The 25848-nt window shown below is 42.0% G+C and carries 28 protein-coding genes; 20 read left to right on the top strand and 8 right to left on the bottom strand.

Annotated features, from left to right (window positions below; translation table 11 throughout):
* Positions 1–100 precede the first annotated feature (100 nt).
* The 5 genes from ACOQOA_RS02460 (at position 101) to ACOQOA_RS02440 (ending at position 6043) form a co-directional block, all read left to right on the top strand.
* On the top strand, positions 101–1270 hold the full coding sequence (locus tag ACOQOA_RS02460) for a pyridoxal phosphate-dependent aminotransferase (RefSeq protein ID WP_420547077.1): 1170 nt from the start codon (positions 101–103) through the stop codon (positions 1268–1270).
* Between the two features lie 237 nt (positions 1271–1507).
* Positions 1508–1846 (top strand): P-II family nitrogen regulator, encoded by a 339-nt coding sequence (locus ACOQOA_RS02455; protein WP_420547076.1) that lies wholly within the window; start codon positions 1508–1510, stop codon positions 1844–1846.
* Between the two features lie 121 nt (positions 1847–1967).
* Complete coding sequence (gene glnA / locus ACOQOA_RS02450; protein ID WP_420547075.1) at positions 1968–3380, top strand: type I glutamate--ammonia ligase; 1413 nt, start codon at positions 1968–1970, stop codon at positions 3378–3380.
* A gap of 346 nt (positions 3381–3726) precedes the next feature.
* Positions 3727–5553, top strand: a complete 1827-nt coding sequence (locus ACOQOA_RS02445; RefSeq protein ID WP_420547074.1) for an EAL domain-containing protein — start codon at positions 3727–3729, stop codon at positions 5551–5553.
* A 100-nt stretch (positions 5554–5653) separates the two neighbouring features.
* Entirely contained in the window at positions 5654–6043 is a 390-nt protein-coding gene (locus ACOQOA_RS02440) for a hypothetical protein (RefSeq protein ID WP_420547073.1), read from the top strand.
* A gap of 41 nt (positions 6044–6084) precedes the next feature.
* On the opposite strand, the gene ACOQOA_RS02435 is transcribed toward ACOQOA_RS02440, so the two are convergent.
* Complete coding sequence (locus ACOQOA_RS02435; RefSeq protein ID WP_420547072.1) at positions 6085–6480, bottom strand: acyl-CoA thioesterase; 396 nt, start codon at positions 6478–6480, stop codon at positions 6085–6087.
* Between the two features lie 172 nt (positions 6481–6652).
* On the opposite strand from ACOQOA_RS02435, the gene parE reads away from it, so the two are divergent.
* On the top strand, positions 6653–8644 hold the full coding sequence (gene parE, locus ACOQOA_RS02430) for a DNA topoisomerase IV subunit B (RefSeq protein WP_420547071.1): 1992 nt from the start codon (positions 6653–6655) through the stop codon (positions 8642–8644).
* A gap of 54 nt (positions 8645–8698) precedes the next feature.
* Entirely contained in the window at positions 8699–9277 is a 579-nt protein-coding gene (locus tag ACOQOA_RS02425) for a hypothetical protein (protein WP_420547070.1), read from the top strand.
* A gap of 10 nt (positions 9278–9287) precedes the next feature.
* Here the strand turns inward: ACOQOA_RS02425 and ACOQOA_RS02420 are convergent, their stop codons facing one another.
* Both ACOQOA_RS02420 and ACOQOA_RS02415 read right to left on the bottom strand, forming a co-directional pair.
* Positions 9288–9989 (bottom strand): alpha/beta fold hydrolase, encoded by a 702-nt coding sequence (locus ACOQOA_RS02420; RefSeq protein WP_420547069.1) that lies wholly within the window; start codon positions 9987–9989, stop codon positions 9288–9290.
* Positions 9990–10005: 16 nt separating this feature from the next.
* A complete protein-coding gene (locus ACOQOA_RS02415) occupies positions 10006–10551 on the bottom strand; it encodes a hydrolase (RefSeq protein ID WP_420547111.1) in 546 nt (181 codons plus the stop codon).
* Positions 10552–10833: 282 nt separating this feature from the next.
* On the opposite strand from ACOQOA_RS02415, the gene ACOQOA_RS02410 reads away from it, so the two are divergent.
* The 10 genes from ACOQOA_RS02410 to ACOQOA_RS02365 all read left to right on the top strand — a co-directional run bounded on the left by ACOQOA_RS02410 (position 10834) and on the right by ACOQOA_RS02365 (position 18930).
* Positions 10834–12159 carry a DEAD/DEAH box helicase gene (locus ACOQOA_RS02410; protein ID WP_420547068.1) on the top strand — a complete coding sequence of 442 codons (1326 nt, stop codon included), beginning with the start codon at positions 10834–10836 and terminating at the stop codon, positions 12157–12159.
* 37 nt (positions 12160–12196) lie between these two features.
* Complete coding sequence (locus ACOQOA_RS02405; protein WP_420547067.1) at positions 12197–12436, top strand: Lrp/AsnC ligand binding domain-containing protein; 240 nt, start codon at positions 12197–12199, stop codon at positions 12434–12436.
* Positions 12437–12511: 75 nt separating this feature from the next.
* Positions 12512–13066 carry a protein phosphatase CheZ gene (locus ACOQOA_RS02400; protein ID WP_420547066.1) on the top strand — a complete coding sequence of 185 codons (555 nt, stop codon included), beginning with the start codon at positions 12512–12514 and terminating at the stop codon, positions 13064–13066.
* Positions 13067–13092: 26 nt separating this feature from the next.
* A complete protein-coding gene (locus ACOQOA_RS02395; RefSeq protein ID WP_420547065.1) occupies positions 13093–13299 on the top strand; it encodes a DUF2842 domain-containing protein in 207 nt (68 codons plus the stop codon).
* A gap of 90 nt (positions 13300–13389) precedes the next feature.
* The gene (locus tag ACOQOA_RS02390) at positions 13390–14178 is read left to right on the top strand and encodes a sensor histidine kinase (RefSeq protein ID WP_420547064.1); all 789 of its coding nucleotides are present in this window, start codon (positions 13390–13392) and stop codon (positions 14176–14178) included.
* A gap of 85 nt (positions 14179–14263) precedes the next feature.
* On the top strand, positions 14264–15133 hold the full coding sequence (locus ACOQOA_RS02385; protein WP_420547063.1) for an NlpC/P60 family protein: 870 nt from the start codon (positions 14264–14266) through the stop codon (positions 15131–15133).
* A gap of 1 nt (position 15134) precedes the next feature.
* Positions 15135–15731, top strand: a complete 597-nt coding sequence (locus tag ACOQOA_RS02380) for a hypothetical protein (protein ID WP_420547062.1) — start codon at positions 15135–15137, stop codon at positions 15729–15731.
* A gap of 79 nt (positions 15732–15810) precedes the next feature.
* Positions 15811–17724, top strand: a complete 1914-nt coding sequence (gene ggt / locus ACOQOA_RS02375) for a gamma-glutamyltransferase (RefSeq protein WP_420547061.1) — start codon at positions 15811–15813, stop codon at positions 17722–17724.
* 18 nt (positions 17725–17742) lie between these two features.
* Positions 17743–18363 (top strand): LysE/ArgO family amino acid transporter, encoded by a 621-nt coding sequence (locus tag ACOQOA_RS02370; protein WP_420547060.1) that lies wholly within the window; start codon positions 17743–17745, stop codon positions 18361–18363.
* Positions 18364–18447: 84 nt separating this feature from the next.
* Positions 18448–18930, top strand: coding sequence for a GAF domain-containing protein (locus ACOQOA_RS02365; RefSeq protein ID WP_420547059.1), 483 nt, complete (start codon positions 18448–18450; stop codon positions 18928–18930).
* Positions 18931–18987: 57 nt separating this feature from the next.
* On the opposite strand, the gene ACOQOA_RS02360 is transcribed toward ACOQOA_RS02365, so the two are convergent.
* From ACOQOA_RS02360 to rlmN, 3 genes are all read right to left on the bottom strand, one after another.
* Entirely contained in the window at positions 18988–20202 is a 1215-nt protein-coding gene (locus ACOQOA_RS02360) for an argininosuccinate synthase (protein ID WP_420547058.1), read from the bottom strand.
* 127 nt (positions 20203–20329) lie between these two features.
* Positions 20330–20632: a hypothetical protein gene (locus ACOQOA_RS02355; RefSeq protein ID WP_420547057.1), complete on the bottom strand. Its 303-nt coding sequence runs from the start codon at positions 20630–20632 to the stop codon at positions 20330–20332.
* Between the two features lie 22 nt (positions 20633–20654).
* On the bottom strand, positions 20655–21878 hold the full coding sequence (rlmN, locus tag ACOQOA_RS02350) for a 23S rRNA (adenine(2503)-C(2))-methyltransferase RlmN (protein WP_420547056.1): 1224 nt from the start codon (positions 21876–21878) through the stop codon (positions 20655–20657).
* Positions 21879–22171: 293 nt separating this feature from the next.
* Here rlmN and ACOQOA_RS02345 point away from each other — a divergent pair, with 293 nt between their 5' ends.
* Positions 22172–22372 (top strand): hypothetical protein, encoded by a 201-nt coding sequence (locus ACOQOA_RS02345; protein WP_155156846.1) that lies wholly within the window; start codon positions 22172–22174, stop codon positions 22370–22372.
* A gap of 30 nt (positions 22373–22402) precedes the next feature.
* Here the strand turns inward: ACOQOA_RS02345 and ACOQOA_RS02340 are convergent, their stop codons facing one another.
* Together ACOQOA_RS02340 and ACOQOA_RS02335 are read right to left on the bottom strand one after the other, a co-directional pair.
* Positions 22403–22927 carry an invasion associated locus B family protein gene (locus tag ACOQOA_RS02340; protein ID WP_420547055.1) on the bottom strand — a complete coding sequence of 175 codons (525 nt, stop codon included), beginning with the start codon at positions 22925–22927 and terminating at the stop codon, positions 22403–22405.
* 129 nt (positions 22928–23056) lie between these two features.
* Complete coding sequence (locus ACOQOA_RS02335) at positions 23057–23611, bottom strand: RNA methyltransferase (RefSeq protein ID WP_420547054.1); 555 nt, start codon at positions 23609–23611, stop codon at positions 23057–23059.
* Positions 23612–23789: 178 nt separating this feature from the next.
* On the opposite strand from ACOQOA_RS02335, the gene ACOQOA_RS02330 reads away from it, so the two are divergent.
* Both ACOQOA_RS02330 and ACOQOA_RS02325 read left to right on the top strand, forming a co-directional pair.
* Positions 23790–24857 carry an asparaginase gene (locus ACOQOA_RS02330; RefSeq protein WP_420547053.1) on the top strand — a complete coding sequence of 356 codons (1068 nt, stop codon included), beginning with the start codon at positions 23790–23792 and terminating at the stop codon, positions 24855–24857.
* A gap of 15 nt (positions 24858–24872) precedes the next feature.
* Positions 24873–25844, top strand: coding sequence for an NADPH:quinone oxidoreductase family protein (locus ACOQOA_RS02325; protein ID WP_420547052.1), 972 nt, complete (start codon positions 24873–24875; stop codon positions 25842–25844).
* The last annotated feature ends 4 nt before the right edge of the window (positions 25845–25848 follow it).

Raw genomic sequence — 25848 nt, 5'->3', positions numbered from 1 at the left:
GAAAAATTATTTTTCCCCACTTTTTCTTTCATTCTTCGTTCAAAAGCAGTTAGCTTACCCCTAACATTATAACAACATATTCAAAAGACAGGGGTAAATTATGCAACTTGCCGAGAATCTTTCCCGCCTTGGGACCGAATCCGCGTTCACTGTAATGGCCCAAGCAGCTGAGATCGAAGCAGCGGGACATCATATGATCAACCTTGGCATCGGCCAGCCTGACTTCCCTACCCCTGATCATATTGTTGAGGCAGGCATTCAGGCCTTAAAAAATGGCGCCCACGGATATACTGCAGCCAATGGTATCCCTGAACTCCGTCAATCCGTGGCACATTATTTACACCGCCAATATAAAACAGATGTTAACCTGGACAATGTGCTGATTGTCCCAGGCGGCAAAGTTACCATGTGGCTCGCTATTTTAATATTCGGTGAAAAGGGCGGTGAAATTTTATACCCGGATCCGGGTTTTCCCATTTATGCCTCCGCAATAAATTATACAGGTGCATCCGCATGCCCCTACCCTTTATTGGAAGAAAATCAGTTTGCTTTTTCTGCGGATGATTTACTGTCACGGATTACAGACAAAACCCGCCTTATTATCATCAATAGCCCTGCCAACCCAACAGGCGGTGTTACACCGATAGAAGAGTTAGATAAACTGGCTGAAGGCTTAAAAGCTTTTCCGAATGTGGCAATCATGTCGGATGAGATTTATAGTCGCATGCTTTATAATGGGCAGAAACATAAGTCCATTTTAGAATATGAGCATCTAAGGGATCGAGCCATCCTACTTGATGGCTGGTCCAAGACATATGCCATGACCGGATGGCGAATGGGTTTCTCCGTTTGGCCTGATAAGTTAATTGACCATGCAACACGCCTTTGCATCAACAGCCATTCCTGCATCAATGCAGCCGCACAATATGCAGGATTAGAAGCCTTAAATGGTCCACAAGATGCCGTTGACGATATGCTCCATGCTTTTGATGAAAGACGGATTTATATCGCCAAAGCGATTAATCAAATTCCTAAACTCAGCTGCATCACACCTGCGGGCGCTTTTTATGCATTTATAAATATTAAGAAAACCGGGTTAAGCGCGCTTGAAATGCAAAACCGCCTTCTTAACGAGGCCCATGTCGTCTCTATAGCCGGCACGAGCTTTGGCGACTATGGCGAAGGATATATCCGCCTGTCCTACGCCAATAGTTTGGCGAATATTCAAGAGGCGATAAAGAGAATTGATGATTTTATTCGCAACCTATGAGTCAAATCATCAGGCAAAAAGATATTCTGAGTAAAAATTGAACAAATGATTAATTTTTAGGCACAATACACTGCACATATTTTAACCATCACAAAAATTTATCATTATAAATCAATAATTTAATATATGATAAAAACTGGCACAGGACTTGCCATATAGTGAGAAAATTTGAAAGATATTCTTTCAAGATTATATGACGAACAGAAGAACTGGCCCGGCTAGCTGGAGACAATGTAAATGAAAAAGATCGAAGCGATTATCAAGCCATTTAAGCTTGATGAAGTAAAAGAAGCCCTACATGACGTAGGCATCCAAGGTATTACAGTTACTGAGGCAAAAGGCTTTGGTCGTCAAAAAGGTCACACCGAATTATATCGTGGTGCAGAATATGTTGTGGATTTCCTACCAAAGGTAAAATTGGAAATCGTTTTGGATGATGCGCTGGCTGCGAATGCTGTTGAAGCTATCCAGAATGCTGCACATACAGGTCGCATTGGCGACGGTAAGATTTTTGTTTCTACAATTGATGAAGTGATCCGTATTCGCACAGGCGAAACAGGATCGGATGCGATCTAATTATAGAAATACGAACAGTGACTTATCCTTGTGGGATCTAAGGATAAGTTAAGGTAAAACCCGACCCAGACGAACAGGGTCAAATGTGGGCAACCACACTTAACATTAAGAGGATAAAAATATGTCTGACGCGGTTCAAAAAGTACTAGACATGATCAAAGAACATAACGTGGAATATGTGGACTTCCGTTTCACAGACCCACGTGGTAAATGGCAGCATACAGCACAGCATGTTTGCACCATTGACGAAGACATCTTCAAAGATGGCGTAATGTTCGACGGTTCTTCCATCGCTGGTTGGAAAGCAATCAATGAATCAGACATGATTTTGATGCCAGATCCAGAAACAGCTGTTATGGACCCATTCACAGCACAACCTCAATTGATCCTTTTCTGTGACATTTTGGAACCTTCCACAGGTCTTCCATATGATCGTGACCCACGTTCCATCGCGAAAAAAGCTTTGGCTTATACAGAATCCCTAGGTATCGGCGATACAGTATACTTTGGCCCAGAAGCAGAATTCTTTATCTTTGATGATGCACGTTGGTCCACAGAACAACAACAAATGTCTTACTCTTTGGATTCCGAAGAAGGCCCATACAATTCCAATTCAGAATATGAAGGTGGCAATATGGGTCACCGTCCTGGTCATAAAGGTGGTTACTTCCCAGTTGCACCAGTTGACTCTGGCACAGATATTCGTGCGGAAATGGTTTCCGTTATGATCGAAATGGGCTTGGAAATGGAAAAGCACCACCATGAAGTGGCGCCATCCCAGCATGAATTGGGTATGAAATTCTCCACATTGATCGACATTGCCGACAAGATGCAAATCTTTAAATATGTAACTCACATGGTTGCACATTCTTACGGTAAAACAGCAACCTTCATGCCTAAGCCGATCGTGAATGACAACGGTTCCGGTATGCATTGTCACCAATCTATCTGGAAAAACGGCGAAAACATGTTTGCTGGTTCTGGTTATGCTGATTTGTCTGAAGCTTGCCTATACTACATCGGTGGTATCATTAAGCACGCGAAAGCATTGAACGCGTTCACAAACCCATCCACAAACTCTTATAAGCGTTTGGTTCCAGGTTTCGAAGCACCAGTATTGTTGGCTTATTCCGCACGTAACCGTTCTGCTTCTTGCCGTATTCCATATGTTGCAAATCCAAAAGGCAAACGTGTTGAAGTACGCTTCCCAGATCCAACAGCAAACCCGTACTTGGCGTTCACAGCTATGTTGATGGCTGGTCTTGACGGTATCCAAAATAAAATTCACCCAGGTGAAGCAATGGATAAAGACTTATATGATTTGCCACCAGAAGAATTGAAAGACATTCCAACAGTTGCAGGTTCCCTACGTGAAGCTCTAGAAGCACTTGAAGCAGACCACGAGTTCTTGCTGAAAGGCGACGTAATGGACAAAGAAATGTTGGATGCATACATGAACTTGAAGTGGGAAGAAGTACAACGCTTCGAAATGACACCTCATCCTGTAGAATTCGACATGTACTACAGCTGCTAATATCGGCTTACGTCTATCGTAGATACAGAGGAAACCCGGTCAAATTGGCCGGGTTTTTCTTTTAAAAAAATAATCCTATAAACGATTTATTAACCATTCCTACCTTATATACGCTGTCACTTATACGATGTCAGGCTGCACAAAATATAGTCATTTCCATTAGATCGGGACTTTCCATTTTGGATTACCACTTGTAAGATAGGCTGTATTTTAAGACATATTATAATTAACTTTTACTAATATTTGTGACTACTATAGTAATATTGAATTGAAATTTCATTTCAAATGTTAGATAACGTAATTATCTGACATGGCAAACATTCTAAATAATAATTTAAGGCAGAGAATGAGCGCATCCAAAAAAACATCTTTGGCAACAAGCACGCAAAATTTGATTTCAACAATCAAACAAAATCGTGACCGCTATATTGCCTTCGCTTTTGCTTCTGCACATTTATTTTTAGAAGTCGACCGTACAGGTACGATCACTTATGCTGCTGGTGCGTCTAGCGCCCTCAGAAAAGGCCCAGCATATACCCTTCTGGGTGAAAAATTTATTCAATTTATTGTGGCTGCGGATCGTGATTATTTTAAAGAAATTTTAAAGCATCTCTTTATTCATCATCGTATTGATCCGCGCCCACTTAAATTGAACACAGCTAGTGGTCACGAAATCACATTGATGGTTGGTGGCTTTATTATGCCAGACAGTCCCTCCACGATTAATTTAGCTTTCACCATCCCACCGAAATCTGTCGGTGCAAGTAGTCATCATAAAAAAGATGAAGAAACAGGCCTTTTGGATAAAAAGGTTTTTGCAGATGCTGCGAAAGAACAATTGGAAACTTCCAATCGGATGGGGCAAGAAAGCAAGCTGACCATGTTTGTGATCGATGGCTTGGAAGAGATCAGTAAAACAGGTGACCCTTTTGCCCTATCACGTGCGCTTGATAAAATCGCTGCTTATATGCGTGCAATATCACTTGATGGCGGTACAGCAACACAATTCGATACTGAGAAATTCGGTTTGCTTCATGGTGCTAATGTTACAGAAGAAGAAGTACGTTCACGCATCAATGAAATAGTTGAAGAAGAGCTGGACGGTGCAACAGAAGCAAAATCTTTTGCCATTGATTTCGATCCAGGTGAGTTGGATGAAGAAGATGCGGCAAAAGCACTTTCTTATTCCATCAAGAAGTTTGTTGAAGAAGACCCTGCGAATTTCTCAATCTCTTCCCTACAAAGCAGTGCGAAAGAAATGATGTCTGATACATTATCTCGTATCAGCAACGTGCGTGAAATCATTGAAAAGAAAAACTTCGATGTGGTGTATCAGCCAATTGTAGATCTATACATGGAAGAACCACATCATTTGGAAGCGCTTACACGCGTAACAGGCCTCTCTTCTCCACAGTCATTTATTACCTTTACTGAGGAAGTCGGATTAATCGAAGATTTTGACTTAGCCTTAGCTCAAAAAGTATTGGATGATCTGGATAATCATGCCAAATCTGGCTGGCGCCCCAAAGTTGCGATTAATATCTCTGCGCGTTCCATGTCCAGTAAGATATTCCTTGATGGTTTTAAGGAAGTTCTAAAGCCATTTGAAAATGTAAAAAAACAATTGATGCTTGAACTTACCGAAACAGTGGCAGTTAGTAATTTTGAAAAACTTAACAAAACCTTACAAGACTTCCGTGCACAAGGTATCGAAGTTTGTCTGGATGATGTAGGTGCTGGTTCTACCTCTTTCCAGTCTTTATATGATCTACAAGTCGACTATCTAAAGATTGACGGCAAATTTGTGCGTGAGGCCGCGGAAAATCCACGCGATATGGCCATGCTGAAATCCATTATAAAAAATGGTAAACAATTGGGCTGTAAATTGATTGCGGAGCAGATCGAAGATCCAGACCAAGCCCGCCTGATGGAATCTTTGGAAATCGATTTCGGTCAGGGCTATTTATATGGTCGTCCAACAATGGATCATTCTATGTTGCGGTCCCATAAACAAAGCAAGACTTACAAATCTAGACCAGCTTCGACACAGCCGAAAGTTTTATTAACCGACATGAAACCAGATGACGATCCCGAAGGACCCGATGATGGTGGAAATGGTGGGTCAAAAGCACCAAAACATCGGATCAGTATGAATTTACGCCGAACACGTTAGGCGTATCTCTTTCATATTTTCAATTCTGACTATTGAAATCAGATTAGCGAATCACCTAGATTAAATGCATCATTTTTCAGCATGTTAGGGTTTTACCTTTATGGGCGAAGATACCAAAAATTACAGAGACCATCTAAAAGAACGCCTGGCCGCAGAAATCCGTAAGCAGGCGCGCTTTGCAGATGTCATGGTTTATTCCGTTTATGACCTAAATATGCCAGAAGAAGGCCCTGTTGTTTTCGATCAATATGAAAGAAAACAATTAATTAATCCCGATGATATACCTATTGATATGGATTTTGAAGGAATTGGTGTTTGGTATATCTGTTTCCGGCAAGGCGATACATTTAGTGTTCGACATATCTTGTTAAAACGCACACATGGCCGTTTCACTCATCAACAAACTGGTGTTTTTGAAGGTTTTTGGGAAGATTGGCCGCGCTATGTTGCAGAAGACAAATGGGTCAAAAGCGCGATGTTGCATAACTAGTGTATGTATTAGCTCGCCGGTCGCGCTTTGAATGAATCTCTCTATTTCTCAATCACTCGTTTTTTGCGATCTTCGCCTAAGGCAACAAAGGTAAACTTGCCCTCTGTTACAAGTTCACGTGCCTCAACACCATTGCTTCCATGACTGCGCAATACCCATGCTTGAATACTAAATGTTATGGATGTTGTCCCGATTCGCTCTTTATACGCGTAACAGCACATCACATCTCCCACTGAAACGGGTTTATGAAACACCATAGCATCCACTGCCACCGTTGCCACACGTCCTTTGGTAGCTTGCCTAGCTGCAATTCCACCAGCAATATCCATCTGAGACAGAAGCCATCCACCAAAAATATCGCCATCCGGATTCGTATCTGCTGGCATAGCCAATGTTCTTAAAACAAGTTCACCTTTCGGTTCTGTCACATTATCCATCGTGATTTTCTTTCATTCTCTAAAGAATCCCCCTAGCCTTCCGAACTAATAAGGATACTATCGGGGGAATAAGTGGCTCACAAGAGGGTTATCCACAAGATAGTGTATAGTTTAACAATTTTTACACATTATGATGCTTGTCTACTAGTAGAGCGTCTCTATAATATACCGCATGTCTGATTTATTTAATACCGCCACTGCTGAAACCCAAGAGGGCTATTCAGCAAAAGATATCGAGGTTCTAGAAGGCCTGGAACCAGTTCGCCACCGCCCGGGTATGTATATCGGGGGAACCGATGAACGTGCCCTACATCATTTGGTCGCTGAAGTTCTCGATAACTCCATGGACGAAGCCGTGGCGGGTCATGCAACACGTATCGAAGTGATGATTAATGCTGATGGGTCCGTGACTATTCGAGATAATGGACGTGGTATTCCGATTGATCCACATCCAAAATATAAAGATAAATCAGCTCTCGAAGTTATTTTAACGACTTTGCACTCAGGCGGTAAATTTACAGGCAAAGCTTACGCAACGTCAGGTGGCTTGCATGGCGTTGGTATTTCCGTCGTAAATGCCCTTTCAGAGTATCTGGTCATCGAAGTTGCGCGCGATAAAACACTATATCGTCAAAAATATAGCCGTGGTCATTCTACAACTGCCCTTGAAAATATGGGTGCAATTGCAAATCGTCGAGGAACAAGCGTTACCTTCCTACCCGATCATGAGATTTTTGGCGCAACCGCACATTTCAAACCAGCAACCTTGCATCGTATGGTTCGCTCAAAAGCCTATTTATTTAAAGGTGTTGAAATTCGTTGGACTTGTGCAGCTGAATTGATCAAAGACGGTGATGAAACACCAGAAAAAGACAGCTTACATTTCCCTGGTGGTTTGGTTGATTATTTGCAAGAATCTATTGGCCAACGTGCCACTGTCGTACCACGTCCCTTTGCTGGTGAAATGCGTGAAGAAGACGATGTAGGGCGCGTTGAATGGGCCATTAGCTGGACACATGATGGTGATGGTTTTAACAGCTCTTATTGTAACACTGTTCCAACACCACAAGGTGGCAGTCATGAAGCTGGTTTGCGTTCCTCCATCGGTAAAGGCTTACGTGCCTATGGTGAGATGATTGGCAATAAGAAAGCCTCTCAAATCACTGGTGAAGATGTGATGGGTGAAGCCAGTAGTTTACTTTCTGTATTTATCCGCGATCCACAATTCCAAGGACAAACGAAAGATAAACTAGCTTCACCTGCAGCAACTAAATTGGTTGAGACTGCGATTAAGGATCGCTTCGACATCTGGCTTACAGAAGACCCTGCCAGTGCCAACGACTTATTAGAATATGTTCTTGAGCGCGTTGCTGAGCGTCAAAACCGTCGTATTAAAAAAGAACAACGCCGCAAGACACCCACGCGTCGTTTGCGTCTTCCTGGCAAATTGGCTGATTGTTCTAGTAAATCATCAGATAACACCGAAATATTTTTGGTAGAGGGTGATTCTGCGGGTGGTTCCGCTAAACAAGCACGTAACCGTGCAAATCAAGCTATCCTTCCTCTACGTGGTAAAATCCTGAATGTTGCCAGTGCCAGCGCAGATAAATTGCAAGCAAACCAAGAACTTAAAGATCTTGGTCAAGCATTGGGATGCGGTACAAAAGGTGACTTCAAGCTTGAAAATCTACGTTATGAACGTGTCATCATCATGACTGATGCGGATGTGGATGGTGCACATATCGCCTCCCTGCTTATGACATATTTCTATAGAGAAATGGCCGGCCTTGTGGAAGCAGGTCGCTTATTCTTGGCGCTGCCACCGCTATATCGGATTTCTCAAGGTGGTAAGACTATGTATGCCCGTGATGACGATCATAAAGATGAGTTAATCGCGACTGAATTTAAGGGTCGCGGAAAAATCGATATTAGTCGATTTAAAGGTCTAGGTGAAATGCCTCCTGGTCAACTTAAAGAGACCACAATGGACCCAAGCAAGCGTACATTGATCAAGGTTCAGGTGCCTAATCGTAGAAATGAGGATGAGTTAGAAGAATCACGAAGAACTGCGAATATGGTTGATAGCCTTATGGGTAAAAAGCCAGAAAAACGTTATGATTTCATTCAAGAGAATGCAGCCTTTGTTGAAGATTTAGACTTGTGATCTCATAATAAGTTACCCATATCTTACTAATATGGGTAATTGAAGGAAGATGCTATGCGTTCTTTTATAACTACAATAGGGATATTCGCAGTATCCGCTACATTTCTTTCCGGCTGCTTTTCAACAACGATTTCATATAATCAAAGTATCACCAGTCGTTTTAACAACTCCGACTTCGCTTTTCTAAAAGAAAAATACCCTATGGTATTGAATGCGAAAGGGGTTTCCAATAACGACATGCGCGCTGATATAATCGAAGTTATGACTGAACAATATTCAGGTATGCATCGCTTCAGGCATGCGACTTTTGTGTCTGCGATCGATGCCAAAGACCAACAAGAAATTTCCTTTGTCATCAATGTGAATCCGACAAAAAACACCTCTGCATGGGATATTTGCTCAGAAGATACACCTTCATTACAAAATTCATCTGATGCAAACTCAATTAAGTCCGCTCAGCTTGCATTTTGTCGCAAAGATAAAGCATGGAGCTATATTACAACTGAGTTTAATCAACCTGTGAAGGCTACATCTAATGAATTTAAAGATGCTATTGGCCTTGCTGCACATAGTATTTTATATAAAAGCAACAATCCATTCAATGGTTGTGGTATACCTGCAACACGATGCTAAAACTTTTGGTTCACCAGTTTTCTAGCCAATCTCGCATTAACGCAGTCGTCGCAAATGGGCGCTCCAAAGTAGCAAGATGTCCGCATTCCTCGATTATGCAAAGACGCGAATTTGGTAACAAACTAGATGACTCCTCAGATAACGCCAAAGGCGTAACTTCATCTTGCCGACCACAAATAACTAATGATGGTATATTGTAACCGGATAAATCATCACGACTATCTGGTCTGTTTAAAATAGCTGTTTGTTGACGCACAAAAGCTTCTTGCCCTACTTGCGCAGCCATATCCATAACCGTTGTTGTTAGTGCTTCATCTTCCATGCGATCAGGATGTATAAGCATAGGTAATAAACGTGGGGTCACCCCCTTAAAACGGCCTTTTGAAGTTAAAGAAATCAATCCACGACGACGACGTTTTTGCTCATCACTATCTTGTCTGGAAGAAGTATCAATTAACGCGAGTTTCAGCACGCGTTCAGGTGCTTGGCGTAAAATTTCCAAAGACACATACCCGCCCATAGACAAGCCAGCTAATGCGAATTTGTCCGGCGCATTGTCTAAGATACGCTTAGCCATACCTTCAACACTATCATCTTGTATGGTATCCCCCACCTGCATATCTGCAACATCAGCTAGATACTTAAGTTGGTGTCCCCAAAGACGTTCATCACATAATAAACCCGGCACCATTACCAAAGGCGTTTTAGACATTTCATCTCTTTCTTATTTATTTAATCAGCGCAGATACAGATCTGAAACTATCTGTACCTGCCTTGCCCATCCATTCAAAAGCTACCATTTCAGTGGATACCAATGTCACACCTGTTTCTTGCATACGCATACAGGCAATTTTTTTGCTTTCTTCGGTTCGAGACGAAATTGCATCTGTTACCAAAAACACATTATATCCAGCTTGCTGGAATTCAATTGCTGTCTGTAAAACACAGACATGCGCCTCCATTCCACAAATGACGATTTGTTTTCTTTCAGATTTCTGACTAATCGCTTCTCGGATATTGGCCTCTCGATAACAGGAGAAATTAATTTTCTCAAAAACTTGCGCGTTTGCTTCTTTAAGACACCCTTCCAATGATTGTGCCGTATGACCAAGCCCTTTTGGGTATTGTTCCGACACATAGACAGGGACTTTAAGTTGCAGGGCGGTTTGAAGTAAAATTTGAGTATTATCAATAACTTTTCGAGGTTCGGACATTGCGGATAGGAGCCGCTCCTGTATATCCACAACTAATAAAGATGAAGAATTAGTATTCATTAACATTTCATGAACCTCCTCAAACACAAGAACTTCTGTCAAATTCTCTAGATAACCTATTGGGCACGTTGCGAAAAAGCAACGTTTTGACAATATTTATATAGGAAAAACATGAATATCACTGTTTTTTCTGCAGGAAAGATTGACAGATTGCCACCAGACCCTAGTATCCCCTTCGCTTTCAGTGTAAACTGTAAGTTAGGTATTTCAGAAATATTCAAGATATATATCCGCCTCCTCATTGATGGCGTCGGCTATATCATCAATTAGAAGCGAGACTTTATGGCGACAAGCTTTGAAGATTTAGGACTTGGTCCTGAAGTTCTGCGTGCGGTAAGCGATGCAGGTTATACAACCCCGACCCCAATCCAAGAAAAGGCTATTCCTTTCATTATGATGAACAGGGATGTTTTGGGATGTGCACAAACAGGGACGGGTAAAACGGCATCCTTCACTTTACCAATGATTGACATCTTGGCACATGGCCGTGCGCGTGCGCGGATGCCTCGATCCATTATCTTGGCACCTACACGCGAACTTGCCGCACAAGTAGCTGATAATTTTGAGACATATGGTAAGTATCATAAGCTATCAATGGCTTTATTAATTGGCGGCGTATCATTTAACGAACAGGAAAAAGTTCTAGATCGTGGTGCTGATGTGTTAATTGCAACTCCTGGCCGTCTTATGGACCATATCGATCGCGGCAAAGTATTATTGTCCGATACCAAAATTGTGGTAATTGATGAAGCAGATCGCATGCTTGATATGGGCTTCATTCCTGATGTGGAAAAAATTATTGGTATGGTTTCTTCCATGCGGCAGACAGTTATGTTTTCCGCAACAATGCCAAAGGAAATCCGTAATTTGGCTGACAAATTTTTGTCAAACCCAAAAGAATTAACAGTGGATCCGCCTTCTTCCACCGCACAAACAATTACACAAGGTATTGCCCATGTAGGGCCACGCCAGAAACGTAGTGTTCTGGAGAAATGGTTGAAGGAAGATAATATTCAAAATGGTGTTATCTTCTGCAACCGTAAACGTGATGTATCAAACCTGCATAAGAGTTTAGAGAAAAAAGGTTTTTCTGTTGGCGCCCTACATGGTGACATGGATCAACATAAACGTATGGAATGGCTAGAAAAGTTTAAAACTGGTGAAGTAAAATTCCTGGTCTGTTCCGATGTTGCTGCTCGCGGCTTAGACATCGCGGCAGTGAGTCACGTATTTAACTACGATGTTCCTGTGAATGCCGAAGATTACGTACATCGTATTGGACGTACAGGTCGTGCTGGACGCGAAGGTACTGCTTATATGCTAGTAACTCATCATGATGAGAAATTATTATCCGCAATTGAGAAAATTGTTGGCTCTGCACTTCCCGTTCTGGAAGGGATGGAACCCCGCAGTAAAGAGGATAGAAACGCAGATGATACTGCTATAACCAAGCAAGCTTCTAACAATAACCGCAAAGATCGCGGAAACCGTAAAAGAGGCAAAAAATATCGTGATCAGGATTTCGAAATCGGAATTGAACCTGAATTTGATATGCCATTTGGGCAAACTCCGAATGTACCAGCCTTCCTTTTAAGAAGCTTTAAATAAATTTAAATATGATTTTCTGATCAGACGAGGATAACTTATGCAAACAATTTTCATCCAAGTGAAAGCTGAGCTAGGACGTGCATATGAAGTAGCTGACGCAGCAAGCGAAGTTGAGCAAGTATCAGAAGTATATTCCACGTCCGGGCATTATGACTTGATGATGAAATGTTATTTGCCAAAAGATGAAGATATCGGTCATTTTGTGAACGAGGCGATTCAAATTTTACCTGGCGTAAAAGACACATTCACAATTATCACATTTAAAGCCTTCTCTTAGTTTGACAAGTCTGTTTTAGAAAGTGATAGTAAGCAATCGATTCAATAAAATATAAAGATTTGACAGAGAGTTAAAATGGTAGCCACGGTAAATATCAACGAAAATGATGATAAACTAAAAGCGGAAATTGTAAGCCTTGTACAATATATCCGTCGTTTTCGTGAAGAAATTGCCCATATGGTACAACGTGAAAATGACCAAACTCGCTTTGAAAGCATGTCTGATCAACTAGATGAGATCGTTGGTGCAACAGAAAGTGCAACAAACTCAATTCTTGAATCAGTCGAGAATATTGAAAGTGTCATCGATGGTTTGCGCGATGCATCTGACGACGCGAAACGTAATGAGTTATGTGATAAGATTTCTGAAAACACGATGCACGCAATGGAAGCATGTACATTCCAAGATATTACTGGTCAACGCGTAACTAAGATTGTTCGCTCCATGAAATTTGTTGAGCAACGTGTTGATGCGCTGACAGAGTTATGGGGTCGCGATGAAATTGAAGATATGGCCGTTGGTTTTGCAAAAGATGATGAACCAACAGGTGATGCAGCTTTGTTAAACGGCCCTGCCCTACCTGAGGAAACTTCGATTTCCCAGGATGATATTGATAAATTATTCGACTAAATTTTAATTCGTTTTATAGGACGACTATGTCTGCAGGTTATAGAGCTGTAACAGCATTTTTGCTGGTTTCATGGATCATCTTTTATATTCTTCTTGCGTGGTATATTGGTGGTTTTATCCCAGTAGATTCAGACTTTATTGAACTGGCATATTATCCTATCGCTGGGTTGGCTTGGATACCTGTGGCAGCATGGATATTAAAAAAACGCCATCGTGAAGAGGTGGGATCCTAACCTGGAATAACTTCTTGGCTTTAATTAATAGACATTTCTTGTCAAAGACTTATATTAATATAAGCTAATTATAAAACTGTGATTGAGTAGATGACTGACAAATCATCAAAGACACTTCTAAAGAAAGCCGAGACTGCGTTAGAAGCTGCAATCGAAGAAAATAAACGTGTCCGCCTGTCAAATGCACAGCGCATGGGTGAAATTGCTCATGAAATCAAAAATGCGCTTAATTCTATGATGGGTTTTTCTGAGATCCTCAAAAATGAGCAATTTGGTGCTCATTCTGATCCACGGTATAAAGAATATGCAGACTTCATATATGAATCAACACAACATCTTCTGCAGATATGTGAACGCGAACTTACCGAAAGTAAGAATCAAAATCTGGTAAATGCGCAACCACTTCCAGCTCAAAAGATAGACGTGGATGTGAATGATGTTATTGGTACTACTATAACAGGCTTATCTTCCCTCGCAGATGAGTTGGAAGTTGATATAAAATTCCAAATTGACGAAGATTTTCCAATTCTTAAAACCGACCCGGCGCGATTGCGTCAAGTCCTTCATAATCTTGTTTCCAATGCCATTAAGTTTACCCCCAAAGGCGGTCATGTATGTGTGAAAGCAATCGTTGACCGCGAAGAAGGTGCTTTAATCCTTGTCGTGAAAGATAACGGTTTTGGTGTATCTGCTGAAGATATCTTGAAAATCATGGAGCCTTTCGCACAAATCGAAGATATGGAAAAACGTGGTGATCAAGGAAGTGGCCTAGGCTTACCTATCGTAAAGCGACTAGTGGATGAAATGGGTGCAGAACTTGAATTTAGAAGCCGAAAAAATGTTGGCACCATGGTTACCGTAAAATTTTCAGACTATTAAATAAAACGCCCTCACCTATTGATTATCCCCAAAGAGATTGTGATACTTATCCTTCTACATACTTTCATGAAGGATATATATATTCATGACAATTCAATTGGATAAGAGACTTAATGCATGGCGTCCTGATCTTGCTGATATTACTTTGAAAGGCAAGGTAGATGCATCTCGCTTTATCCAAGCAGAAATGGCAACAACCCTTGTATCTATTGCCAGTTTAAGACGTGGCCCTGGCTGTGAACATCCGGTAGATAAAGAGTTACTTCGAGGTGAAGAAGTTCACATATTCGAAGAAAAAAATGGTTGGTGCTGGGTCCAAAGCTTACGGGACAGATATGTAGGTTATTGCGAAGCAAAATGCTTTACTAAAGAAAAGCCTAATTTGACCCATCGCGTTAATGTATTACGTAGTTCGATTTTTAAAGAAGCAAGTCTAAAAACGCTGATCATAGACCAACTGTCACTCAATAGTGAAGTAGAGGTCATTAATACAGATGGAAAATTCAGCCAGTTATCCTGTGGTGGATGGGTATATTCAAAACATTTGATCTCCCTAAATGAATACACTTTACCATTTCAAGCTGCAGCAAAACTTTATCTAAACAGTCCTTATATTTGGGGTGGAAACGGACATCTTGGTGTTGATTGTTCAGGCCTTATTCAAATGGCGGCTTATGCAGCAGGCCACATTATTCCCCGCGATACAGATATGCAGGAGGCTTTCTTTGAAGAAGAGGTCGATGGACTAGATAACATTCAAATTGGGGATCTTTTGTTTTGGCCAGGTCATGTGGCTATTTATGATGGTAATGATATTGCCTTACACGCCAATGCCACGGAAATGATGACTTGTGCACATTATCTAGAGTTTTTGTTACCCCATATTGAGGAACAAGAAGGTACGCCGCTAAGATCAATCAAGCGCCCTAATTTAAATCTTAAAACTGGTTCCTAAAATGAGAAAAGCTGAATTGGAACCACGCGCCTGGCAACGTATGTTAAGTGGTCGTAGATTAGATCTTTTAGACCCTAGCCCCGTGGATATTGAAATTGAAGATATTGCCCATGGTCTTGCCAGGGTAGCAAGATGGAATGGTCAAACAGAGGGAGCTTATGCATTCTCTGTTGCTCAACATAGTATAGTCGTAGAAGATTTTGTTGGCAGATTAAAACCAGATCTGCCGATAAAATGGCGATTGGTAAGTTTACTTCATGATGCCCCCGAATATGTGGTTGGTGATATGATTTCACCATTTAAATCCGCTATTGGAATTAATTATAGAGATTTGGAACATCGCCTCCAAACAGCAATACATATCCGTTTTGGCCTCCCGCCCAAAATTCCGGAGAGTATTGAAAAATTAATCAAACGGGCAGATCGGGCTTCTGCATATTTTGAAGCCATACAACTAGCAGGTTTCACGACTTCTGAGGCAAACAAACTATGGCGAAAGCCAAAAATAATAGATGATTATAAAATTAATTTACAATCCCCTAAACAGGCAAAGGACGCATTTATCAAACGCTTTGAAGAGTTACTCGATAAGTTGTAAATTTCTCTTGATATTCACCCTTTTTCCGCCACACTTATGATATAGGTATAAATCAATGTGGTTTTATAGGGGTAAGTTGATGAAATTCAAAAAACGAGGTCTCTTTGCAGCAACAGCACTTACACTCCTTATTGGTGGAGGCAGTCTGCTTGGCGGGGCGTTGTTAAGTGAAAGTTTTGAAAACCTCAATCAAACCTTATCCCAAAATCATGCGGTTAACCCATTAGATAAAACTGGTGGGAAAGAAACGATCGCACCCGAGCTCTATACAGGTCAATCTGCTAAACCTGTAACCACATCAAACGATTTCATGATTGTAACAGCGCATCCAGCCGCATCTTATGCCGGGGCAGAAATCTTGAAAAAAGGTGGACGCGCAATTGATGCATTATTAGCAGCTCAGCTTGTCCTTAACTTAGTTGAACCCCAATCATCCGGTATTGGTGGAGGCGGTTTTTTACTTCATTGGGATAAAAGCACAAAAAAAATTCAAGCGTTTGATGGTCGGGAAGCAGCCCCAATTGGCGTCGACCCTAAATTCTTCTTCTACCCTAATGGAGATGCAAAAACATTTATGGAAGCCGTGGTTGGTGGTGCCTCTGTTGGCGTTCCAGGCCTATTACGTATGTTTGAACTTGCGCGTCAGGAGGCGCAAAACTCAGGATACGAAATCCTGCCATTATCCGAAATCATGGCGCCTGCAATTAAATTGGCTGAAGATGGCTTTCCTGTCAGTCCGCGTTTACATCAGCTTTTATCCAATGATAAGTATTTCACATCAGGTATGACAGCTCATACCTATTTCTATGGGACGAATAACCAACCAGCAGCCATTGGTGAAATTTTAAAAAATCAAGCTTATGCAGATACCTTGCACCATCTGGCGGATAACGGTCTGGCCGCATTTTACCAAGGTGATATTGCCAAAGAAATTGTCCGCGCTGTACAACAAGCCCCCGGAAATCCAGGCAGCATGAATCTATCTGATATGGCCCGTTATAAGGCTAAAATACGTAACACAACCTGTTTGGAATATAGGGATCTATACGATATTTGCGGCATGCCTCCGCCCTCTTCTGGTGGTATCGCTGTTGCCCAGATCATGGGAATTTTGGACGCAACCAATATAGATCAACAAAAACCAGCAAGTGCGGATTCAATTCAGCTATTTGCAGAAGCTATGAAGTTAGCTTTTGCAGATCGTAATCATTATATCGGCGATACAGATTTTGTGGAAGTTCCTGTTGATGAGCTTATTAACGAAGCTTATCTTCACACACGTGCACTTGAAATGGACCTCTCCCGCCACCCAAAAGTAAAAGCAGAAGCGGGACAACCCGTTCTGGATCATGCTTATAACCGAGCTGCTGATAATGCAATTGAGCTCCCCTCTACCACTCATTTAGTCGTTGTTGATAAATATGGCAATGCTGCAAGCATGACGACCAGTATTGAAACAGCCTTTGGATCTCATCAAATGGTCGGAGGTTTTCTGTTAAACAATCAATTGACCGATTTTGCCATCACGGGCTTTAAAAATGGTCAACCAATTGCCAATCGTATTGAGCCAGGAAAGCGGCCACGTAGTTCAATGGCGCCAACAATTGTGTTAGACAAAGAAGGTAACCTAAAGGTTCTTACCGGATCTCCTGGGGGCAGCCGCATTATCGGCTATACCGCCCAAAGCCTTGTTGCTATGCTTGATTGGCAACAAACTGCACAGGAAGCAGCCAATATGCCGCGCTTTTTGCACCGGAACACAAAACTGGAACTGGAAGAAAATGGTTTTGTCCCGGAGTTAGTAGAAGATATGCGGGACCGGGGTTACAAGGTTTCCACGCGTCAGATGGTAAGTGGGGTCCATATTATTGAACGATTAAAAAACGGCTCCTATCGCTCTGGTACAGACCCGCGACGTGAAGGTTATGCATTTGGAGATGACAATCTTCCCGATAGCCTTTATGACAGTTTTTCATTGATCTTACCTGAATAATTTTCAAGGAATTAGAATATGTCTCCGCTTTATACAGCAGCCCTTCAGGGCTTCTTGCTTGGTGCTGGCCTGATCATCGCAATTGGGGCCCAAAACGCTTTTATCCTTAAGCAAGGCTTGAAGCGGGAATATGTCTTTGCCCTTAGTACATTTTGTTTTTTATCGGATGCGCTTCTAATTGTCGCCGGAACAGCCGGTATGGGAACACTTGTTTCCAGTAATCCAACTTTCACAAAAATTGCTGCAATTGGCGGTGGTTTATTCCTCATCTGGTTTGGTTTTAACAGCTTTCGGTCTGCATTTAAGGGAGAAAGTCTTTCTGCCTCAAAAGAAAGTAGTCCTAAATCCTTATGGAAAGCAATTGCACTTGTCGCGGCCCTAACTTGGCTTAATCCACATGTATATTTGGATACAGTGGTGATGTTAGGCAGCATTGCAGGTCAACATCCGACAGATGAACGCATCTATTTTGCTGGTGGTGCGGTGATTGCATCAATGGCATGGTTCTATACCTTGGGCTATGGTGCGGCATGGTTAGCGCCAATTTTTGCAAAACCCATCTCATGGAAAATCCTTGATTTCGGCATTGGTATTGTAATGTGGCTAATTGCCTATAGCCTCATGATAACGCTTCTTTAAGTCACAATAGCGTTATTTACGGACATAATTATAGACTTCCAAAAACTTCCGCCTTAGAATTATTCTACTTTGGGGAAGAAAAATATGGATAAACTCGTTACTTTACTCGACCAAATTAGAAAAGATGGCTACTATTCCCAAGATGAACTTTATGAAACGCTTTGCATAACCTTAGCACAAAAACTTGATGCTGATTATGTAAGTGTTTGGTATTTCAATGAGGCAAAAGACAAATTAGTTCCGCAGAAATTTTATGATGTGGAAATAGATAATTTTATTGTTGCTGATGACCTCAAAGATTGCCCAGGTTACTTTAAAGAAATTTGTGAAAATGTATTTCTTAATGCACCAGATGTGCGTAATCATCACGCTTTAAGAGAGCTAGTCGATAACTACTTTGACGTTTATGGTATTCAATCATTGCTTGATTATACCTTACATAAAAACTTGCAGCCCATCGGTGTTGTCTGCGTAGAAACCAAAAACAAATGCATGCGATGGAATGACGATGATATTTGCTTTGTTCGAAATGCAACAACGCTCACAACACGATATATCACCCATTAAAAAAGGCGAGGATTGCTCCCCGCCTTTCATACATCATAGCATAGCAATGTGACTAACTTAATCGCTACCATGCATATTACGAAGACGTAAACGCAAGGCGTTTAATTTGATGAAGCCTTCTGCGTCACGTTGGTCGTAAACGTCATCTTCTTCAAATGTAACCATGCCTTCGTTATACAAGCTATATGGTGACTTACGGCCTGTGATCATCACATTGCCTTTATACAATTTCATGCGAACTGTACCTGTCACTTTTTCATTACATTTATCAATTGCCGCCTGAAGCATTTCACGTTCTGGAGAGAACCAGAAACCGTTATATAAAAGCTCAGCATATTTCGGCATCAATTCATCTTTGGTGTGCATTGCGCCACGATCCAAAGTCAGACTTTCCATCGCACGACGTGCGTGGAACAACACTGTGCCACCCGGTGTTTCGTAAATACCGCGGGACTTCATACCGATGAAACGGTTTTCCACGATATCGATACAACCAACACCATTACGACCACCAAGTTCGTTTAGTTTCGCAAGCAAGGTCGCAGGGGACATTTTCTCACCATTGATCGCAACTGGATCACCAGCTTCAAAATCAATTGTGATTTCTTCTGGCTTATCCGGTGCCGCATATGGAGAAACCATACGGGATAGGATATGATCCAATTCTGCTTCTACCCATGGATCTTCAAGGATTTTACCTTCTGAAGAAATATGAAGCAGGTTCGCATCTTGTGAAAATGGTGCTTCGCCACGCTTATCTTTTGGAACAGGAATTTGATGCTTTTCAGCATAATCGATCAGCTTTGTACGGCTGGTCAAATCCCATTCACGCCAAGGCGCAATGATTTTGATATCTGGCTTAAGCGCGTAATAACCAAGTTCGAAACGAACCTGATCGTTACCTTTACCTGTCGCCCCGTGGGATACAGCATCTGCACCTGTTTCCAACGCGATTTCAATTTGGCGTTTGGAGATCAATGGACGTGCCACAGAAGTGCCCAATAAATATGTGCCTTCATATAGTGCGTTCGCACGGAACATCGGGAAGACATAGTCACGTGTGAATTCTTCGCGTAAATCTTCAATATAGATATCTTTGATACCCATCATCTCAGCTTTTTGGCGTGCCGGTTCCAACTCTTCACCCTGACCAAGGTCAGCGGTAAAAGTTACAACTTCGCAACCATAATGGTCTTGCAACCAACGAAGAATAATAGATGTGTCCAGACCACCGGAATAGGCAAGGACAACTTTTTTCACATCTTTAGACATATGCTTAAAGCCCCTCAAAAAGAGATTTCCAAACAGCCCGAAAGCTGTCTCTTAAAACTGGAAGGCGAGTATAGGGAAAACGCGGCTTTGAACAAGCCCTGTTTCTTCAATATCGCCAGAAAATTCCCTATTGCAGAAGAGCCTCTAGTTGCTCAATACTTTTTTTAATTTCATCTGCATTGCTCTGTAGATAGTCATCATAATTTCGACCACTCTCTTTTTCTGCTAAAGCACATGCATATATACTTTCCAATTGACTACTAATCTCCATAATTCGATCAGATAATATCGTCTCAAAATCCGATATGACTAAACAGGTTCCTTCTAGAACGTTAATTAATCTGCCTAATCCAATCTTATTAGCCGAAAACTCATTTACGCTTAGATTTATAATATTTAACTGTCGATTAAGAATTTCAGTTACTGACATTTTTGACTTAAACCAAAATACATTAAATTGAAGGCAAACCCGCTTCGCGTTCTTTTTCAAGGCGTTGTGCTTCAAACTGTTTTTGTAAGCGTAGTGGCACGCGTTGACTTTCAGATTTTAGCTGGCCACAAGCCGCCAAGATATCTTCCCCTCGTGTTTTACGTACCGGACAGCTATAGCCTGCATTCCAGATTACATCAGCGAATTTTTTGATCTGTTCCGGTGTGGATTGTTCATATTCAGAACCGGGCCACGGGTTGAACGGGATCAAGTTTACTTTTGATGGAATGCCTTTAAGAAGTTTAAGCAACTGACGTGCGTCATCTTCGCTATCATTCACATCTTTCAACATCACATATTCCCATGTCACACGGGAAGAGTTGCTAAGTCCTGGATAATTGCGCACTGCTTCCAAAAGCTTTTCGATATTCCATTTACGGTTAATCGGCACGATTTTGTTACGTAATTCATCATTTGTGGCATGTAGGGAAATCGCCAAAAGTGCGCCTGTTTCATCACCGATACGGGCAATATCCGGCACCACACCAGAGGTAGAGACAGTGATACGACGTTTGGAAAGTGCTATGCCTTCCCCATCCATACAAATCTTTAACGCTTTGATCACGTTATCTGTGTTATAGAGAGGTTCCCCCATCCCCATAAACACAATATTGGTCAAACGACGGTCAATACTGGATGCTGGCCATTCTTCAAGTGCATCACGCGCCAACATCACCTGCCCTACAATATCGCCCGGCGTCAGGTTACGAACCAGTTTCTGCGTACCTGTATGACAGAAGGTGCAGGTTAATGTACAACCAACTTGGGAAGACACACAAAGGGTACCGCGATCATCTTCGGGGATATAAACGGTTTCTGCTTCATTCCCGTCGTCATATTTCAGCAACCATTTCTGAGTGCCGTCTTTTGATTTTTGATGCACAGAAATCGTTGGGCGTTCAATTTTAAAATGTTCAGCCATTTTAGCGCGCAAAGGCTTCGCCATATTGGTCATATCATTAAAATCAGTCACACCACGGTTATAAACCCACTGGAAGAGTTGCTTCGCACGGAATTTGGCCTCGCCCATTTCAAGGACAGCTTCCAGCATATCCTCTTTATCCATGCCAATAAGGTTTTTACGCGTGTCTACTTCTGCCTGTTGCCCTTCTTTATGAGCAGGCGCAACCTTTGGACAGGAAGTTTTAGGCGCTTCTTCAACGTTTAAAATTTCAGCTTCAGACATTTTCAATAATTCCAGTTCGGTGCTGTTCATCCAGCCCGAAACATTTAAGTCGATCCATCATATATCAATTTTTGAAAACCAAGAAGTGGCGCATCTGTTTCGCGCATTACAATAAGGCATTTACCAACATCTTCTCAGTTGGCGCGTATGTAACATTATTAGCATAAAAAAGAAAGCGTTATTACTTAAAGCGTTGAGTATCAATTATGAAAGTTTCTGAAAAACTGTTCTAAATCATTTCCCAAAACTTTCTAGGGTTGGTATTATATCTATATAAACAAGGAGATACCTTCATGACCGAAGAAACAGTTGATTATACCGCAGAAGCCAACCTTCTGATCGAAGAAATGAATAAGCAACCAGATGACGTGCATGAAATTCAGATCCGCTTGCGTCAGAAGATTTCAATGATGCGCGCCGAAGGCTTACCAATTCCGGAAAACTTCATCAAACTTGAAGCTGAATTGGACAAAGCCTTAACGGTTGAAGATTAAATTTTAAAGATAAAATGAAGCCTTAAGGAACTAAGGCTTCTTTACGTTACACGCATTATTCACGGCATTATTTGCTTTACTAAAGCCACTTAAAGAATAGGTATCTTTGGTCTTTGTACCACGTTGCGATACGCCAGAAACAACCATTGTATTCCCACCGCGCATAGCTTTTACAATCGCCTTATCATCTTTCTTAAAGGCATAAGCCACGGACCCATGGGTAAAGAATTCGAAATTCTTACCGCCAATTTTCACCTTCACACGAGAGTCCTTTTTCAAAGGATACCCCATACCAAGGCTTACTTCATGGTAACGACTGTCATTTGGACGATGAGTGATAAAGGCAAAGATTTCACCGCGTGCTTTACCGCCTTCTTCATGTTTGGTTGGGCGGGACCACATATTACATACTTTGCCACCACCTTCGGTATAAGAATGTGCTTGCCATTTCTTAAATACACCAAGGTCTTTATCCCCCGCAGCCAAAGCCGGGGATGCTACTAAAAGGCCTGTTCCAAGAAGCAATGTAGTTGCTTTTAATACGCGTGACATCATGCGTTGAAGTCTCCATCCAAACATTTCATAGATAAACGCCCCCAAATTCAATTCGAATCAAAGGGAGGCGATTAAATTAAAATCTAGACATAAACTATGGCGATTCTATGGTCGAAGGAAAGTAGAAACCTATTCGCCCTTATCATCATATGTATATTCACGAGATCGAATGATCTGACCGCCATGCACATGTTCAGGTAAAGCTTCTGTCGGACCACCCGGACGGATAGGACGATCGGCCCAACGACCCAGACTAATTTGGCGATCATAAAGCATAATCGCCCCTGCAATCCCGACATTCACACAGAATTTAGTCGGAATCTTCACCAAGTGATCGCATTTTTCCTGAATTTCAGGGGACAGAGAACCACGTTCTGGGCCAAGGATATATGCTGCCTGCAATGGATGGCGGAAACTTGGCATCCAAACCGCATCATCACATAATTCTACACCAACTAATTTGCAGCCTTTTGGCAGTTGAATATCATCCGCATTTCCATATTCATAAAGTGGCATATGCTTTGCGGCTTCGGATGTGTCAGATTGATAAACCTCACGCACATTCACCGCTGGCGCAACCGCAAACACAAAGCTACCGCCAAAGGCATGGGCAGAACGATAAAGACTGCCAACATTTCTTGGTTTGGAAATACCTTCAACACCTAAACCGAAATAACCACGCATAAGGATAAGGCCTCCTTCAGACCTGAATTCTATATCAATATAAAAGGAAATGATTTCTTGCAGAGGGTTCTTGCATATTTTGCCCTAAAAAGGCAAGTTCTAGCCAATGAATAAAAAGCTTTCGAAGCAATAAAAGAACAAAAACCACTAAATTCTCGCGGTGATGGAGCCTAAAGACATGAGCAATGATAACTTGCCTGATGAAAAACGTGCCAATTTGAAACTGGATTTTTCCGGCTGCAACCCGGTTTTGGTCGAAGTGACACGTGGTGGCATTGTCGAAAGTCGTCATCGTGGCAGCATCGCTGTTGTTGATGTTCAAGGTAATGTTCAAGCCGCATGGGGTGATATCACCCAGCCTGTTTATGGGCGCTCTTCTGTAAAAGCGTTCCAAGCGCTACCGATGCTGGAAACAGGTGCAGCTGACGAATTTGGCTTTAGTGACGATGAAATTTCATTGTCTGTTGCGTCTCATGGCGGGGAAGAAGTTCATACTAAAACTGCAGCAAGCATGCTTGCAAAAATGGGACTAGATGAAGATGATTTGGAATGTGGCGCACATTGGCCAATGCTTGATGAAGCTGCGCGCGAACTAGCCGCAAAAGGTTTAGCGCCAAATCAACTGCATAATAACTGTTCCGGTAAACATGCTGGTATGCTAGCGTTAGCAAAAAAGCTTGGTGTTGATACAAAGGGGTATGTGGAACAAACACATGCTGTACAACAACGCATCAAAGGCACAATGGAATTTATGTGTGGTATTTCATTAAATGGCGCAGCGGTAGATAGAGATGGATGTTCTGCACCAACTTGGGCAGTACCACTTGAAAATACGGCTTATGGATTTGCCCGCTTTGCAGTTCCTGATGATTTACCACCTGCAAAAGCAGAAGCATGCCAACGCATTGCCTCTTCCGTGTTCAAGCATCCATTTAATGTGGCTGGCACGGGCCGTTATTGCACCGGCATGATGGAGATACTAAAAGATAAAGTATTTCTAAAAACAGGTGCAGAAGGTTTCTTTAGTGCTGCCCTTCCAGAATATGGCCTTGGTATTGCGCTAAAATGCGATGATGGTTCCACCCGTGGCGCCGAAGCCATGCTCACCGCAACATTACGTCAAATTGGTGTTCTGGACGGGGATTCTCTTGAAAAGGCCGCACAATATATTTCTGTTCCTTTGACAAACCGTCGAGACTTCCAGATCGGTGAAATACGTCCAGCTGGTGAAAACTTCACATTCTAAGGGTTTTAATCTTTTATGCGCGCATTACAAATCACAGAACATGGTGGCATTGATCAGTTAAAGATGATTGATCTACCATCCCGACCACTGGCATCTGGTGAAGTGCGTATCAAAGTTAAAGCCGCTGCATTAAATTTTGCGGACTTGCTTGTCCTAAAAGGCACCTATCAATCAATTCCTCCCTTACCTTTTATTCCGGGCATGGAAGCCACGGGTAAAGTGATCGAAGTATCAGACGATGCGGATGGTGTTTATGTTGGCGATGATGTGGTCGCTTTCGTCAATGCAGGTGGGTATGCCGAAGAACTGGTCACACATTGCTCTAATATCTGGCAAGCCCCGAAAGGCGCAAGCGCACCTGAGGCAGCGGCCTATCCTGTCGCCTATGGGACCTCAGAACTTGCACTTTTTGATCGTGCAAGATTGCAAGAAGGTGAAACCTTGATGGTTCATGGCGCCGCAGGTGGCGTTGGATTGGCAGCAGTACAACTTGGTAAGGCAATGGGAGCAACTGTTATCGCTACAGCAGGCGGTTCAGAAAAATGTGCCTTGGCCAAAGAGAATGGCGCGGATCATATCATTGATTATAAAAATGAAAGCATCAAAAAACGCGTAAAAGAATTAGTTGGCAATGTCGATGTTGTTTATGATCCAGTTGGCGGCGATGCCTTTAATCAGTCTCTTCGTGTGATGAATTCGTTAGGACGTATCTTACTTGTTGGCTTTGCTTCAGGAGATGTACCACGTATCCCAGCTAATCATCTATTGGTCAAAAATATCGATATTCAAGGATATTATTGGGGGGATTACATTAAATATACACCCAAGAAAGTTACAAAATCCTTTGAACGCCTAAACAAATTATATCAAACAAACAAAATCAAACCACATGTCTCCGCGACTTTCCCCCTTGAAAAAACGGCTGAAGCACTAGATTTTCTAAAAAGCCGTCAGGCAACAGGCAAAGTCATCATCACAATGGATTAAACTT

This window comes from Curvivirga sp. (assembly GCF_965219885.1).
Lineage (GTDB): Bacteria > Pseudomonadota > Alphaproteobacteria > UBA8366 > Aestuariispiraceae > Curvivirga.
Note: the sequence above shows the minus strand (reverse complement) of the source record. Positions and strands in the feature narration are given on the sequence as shown.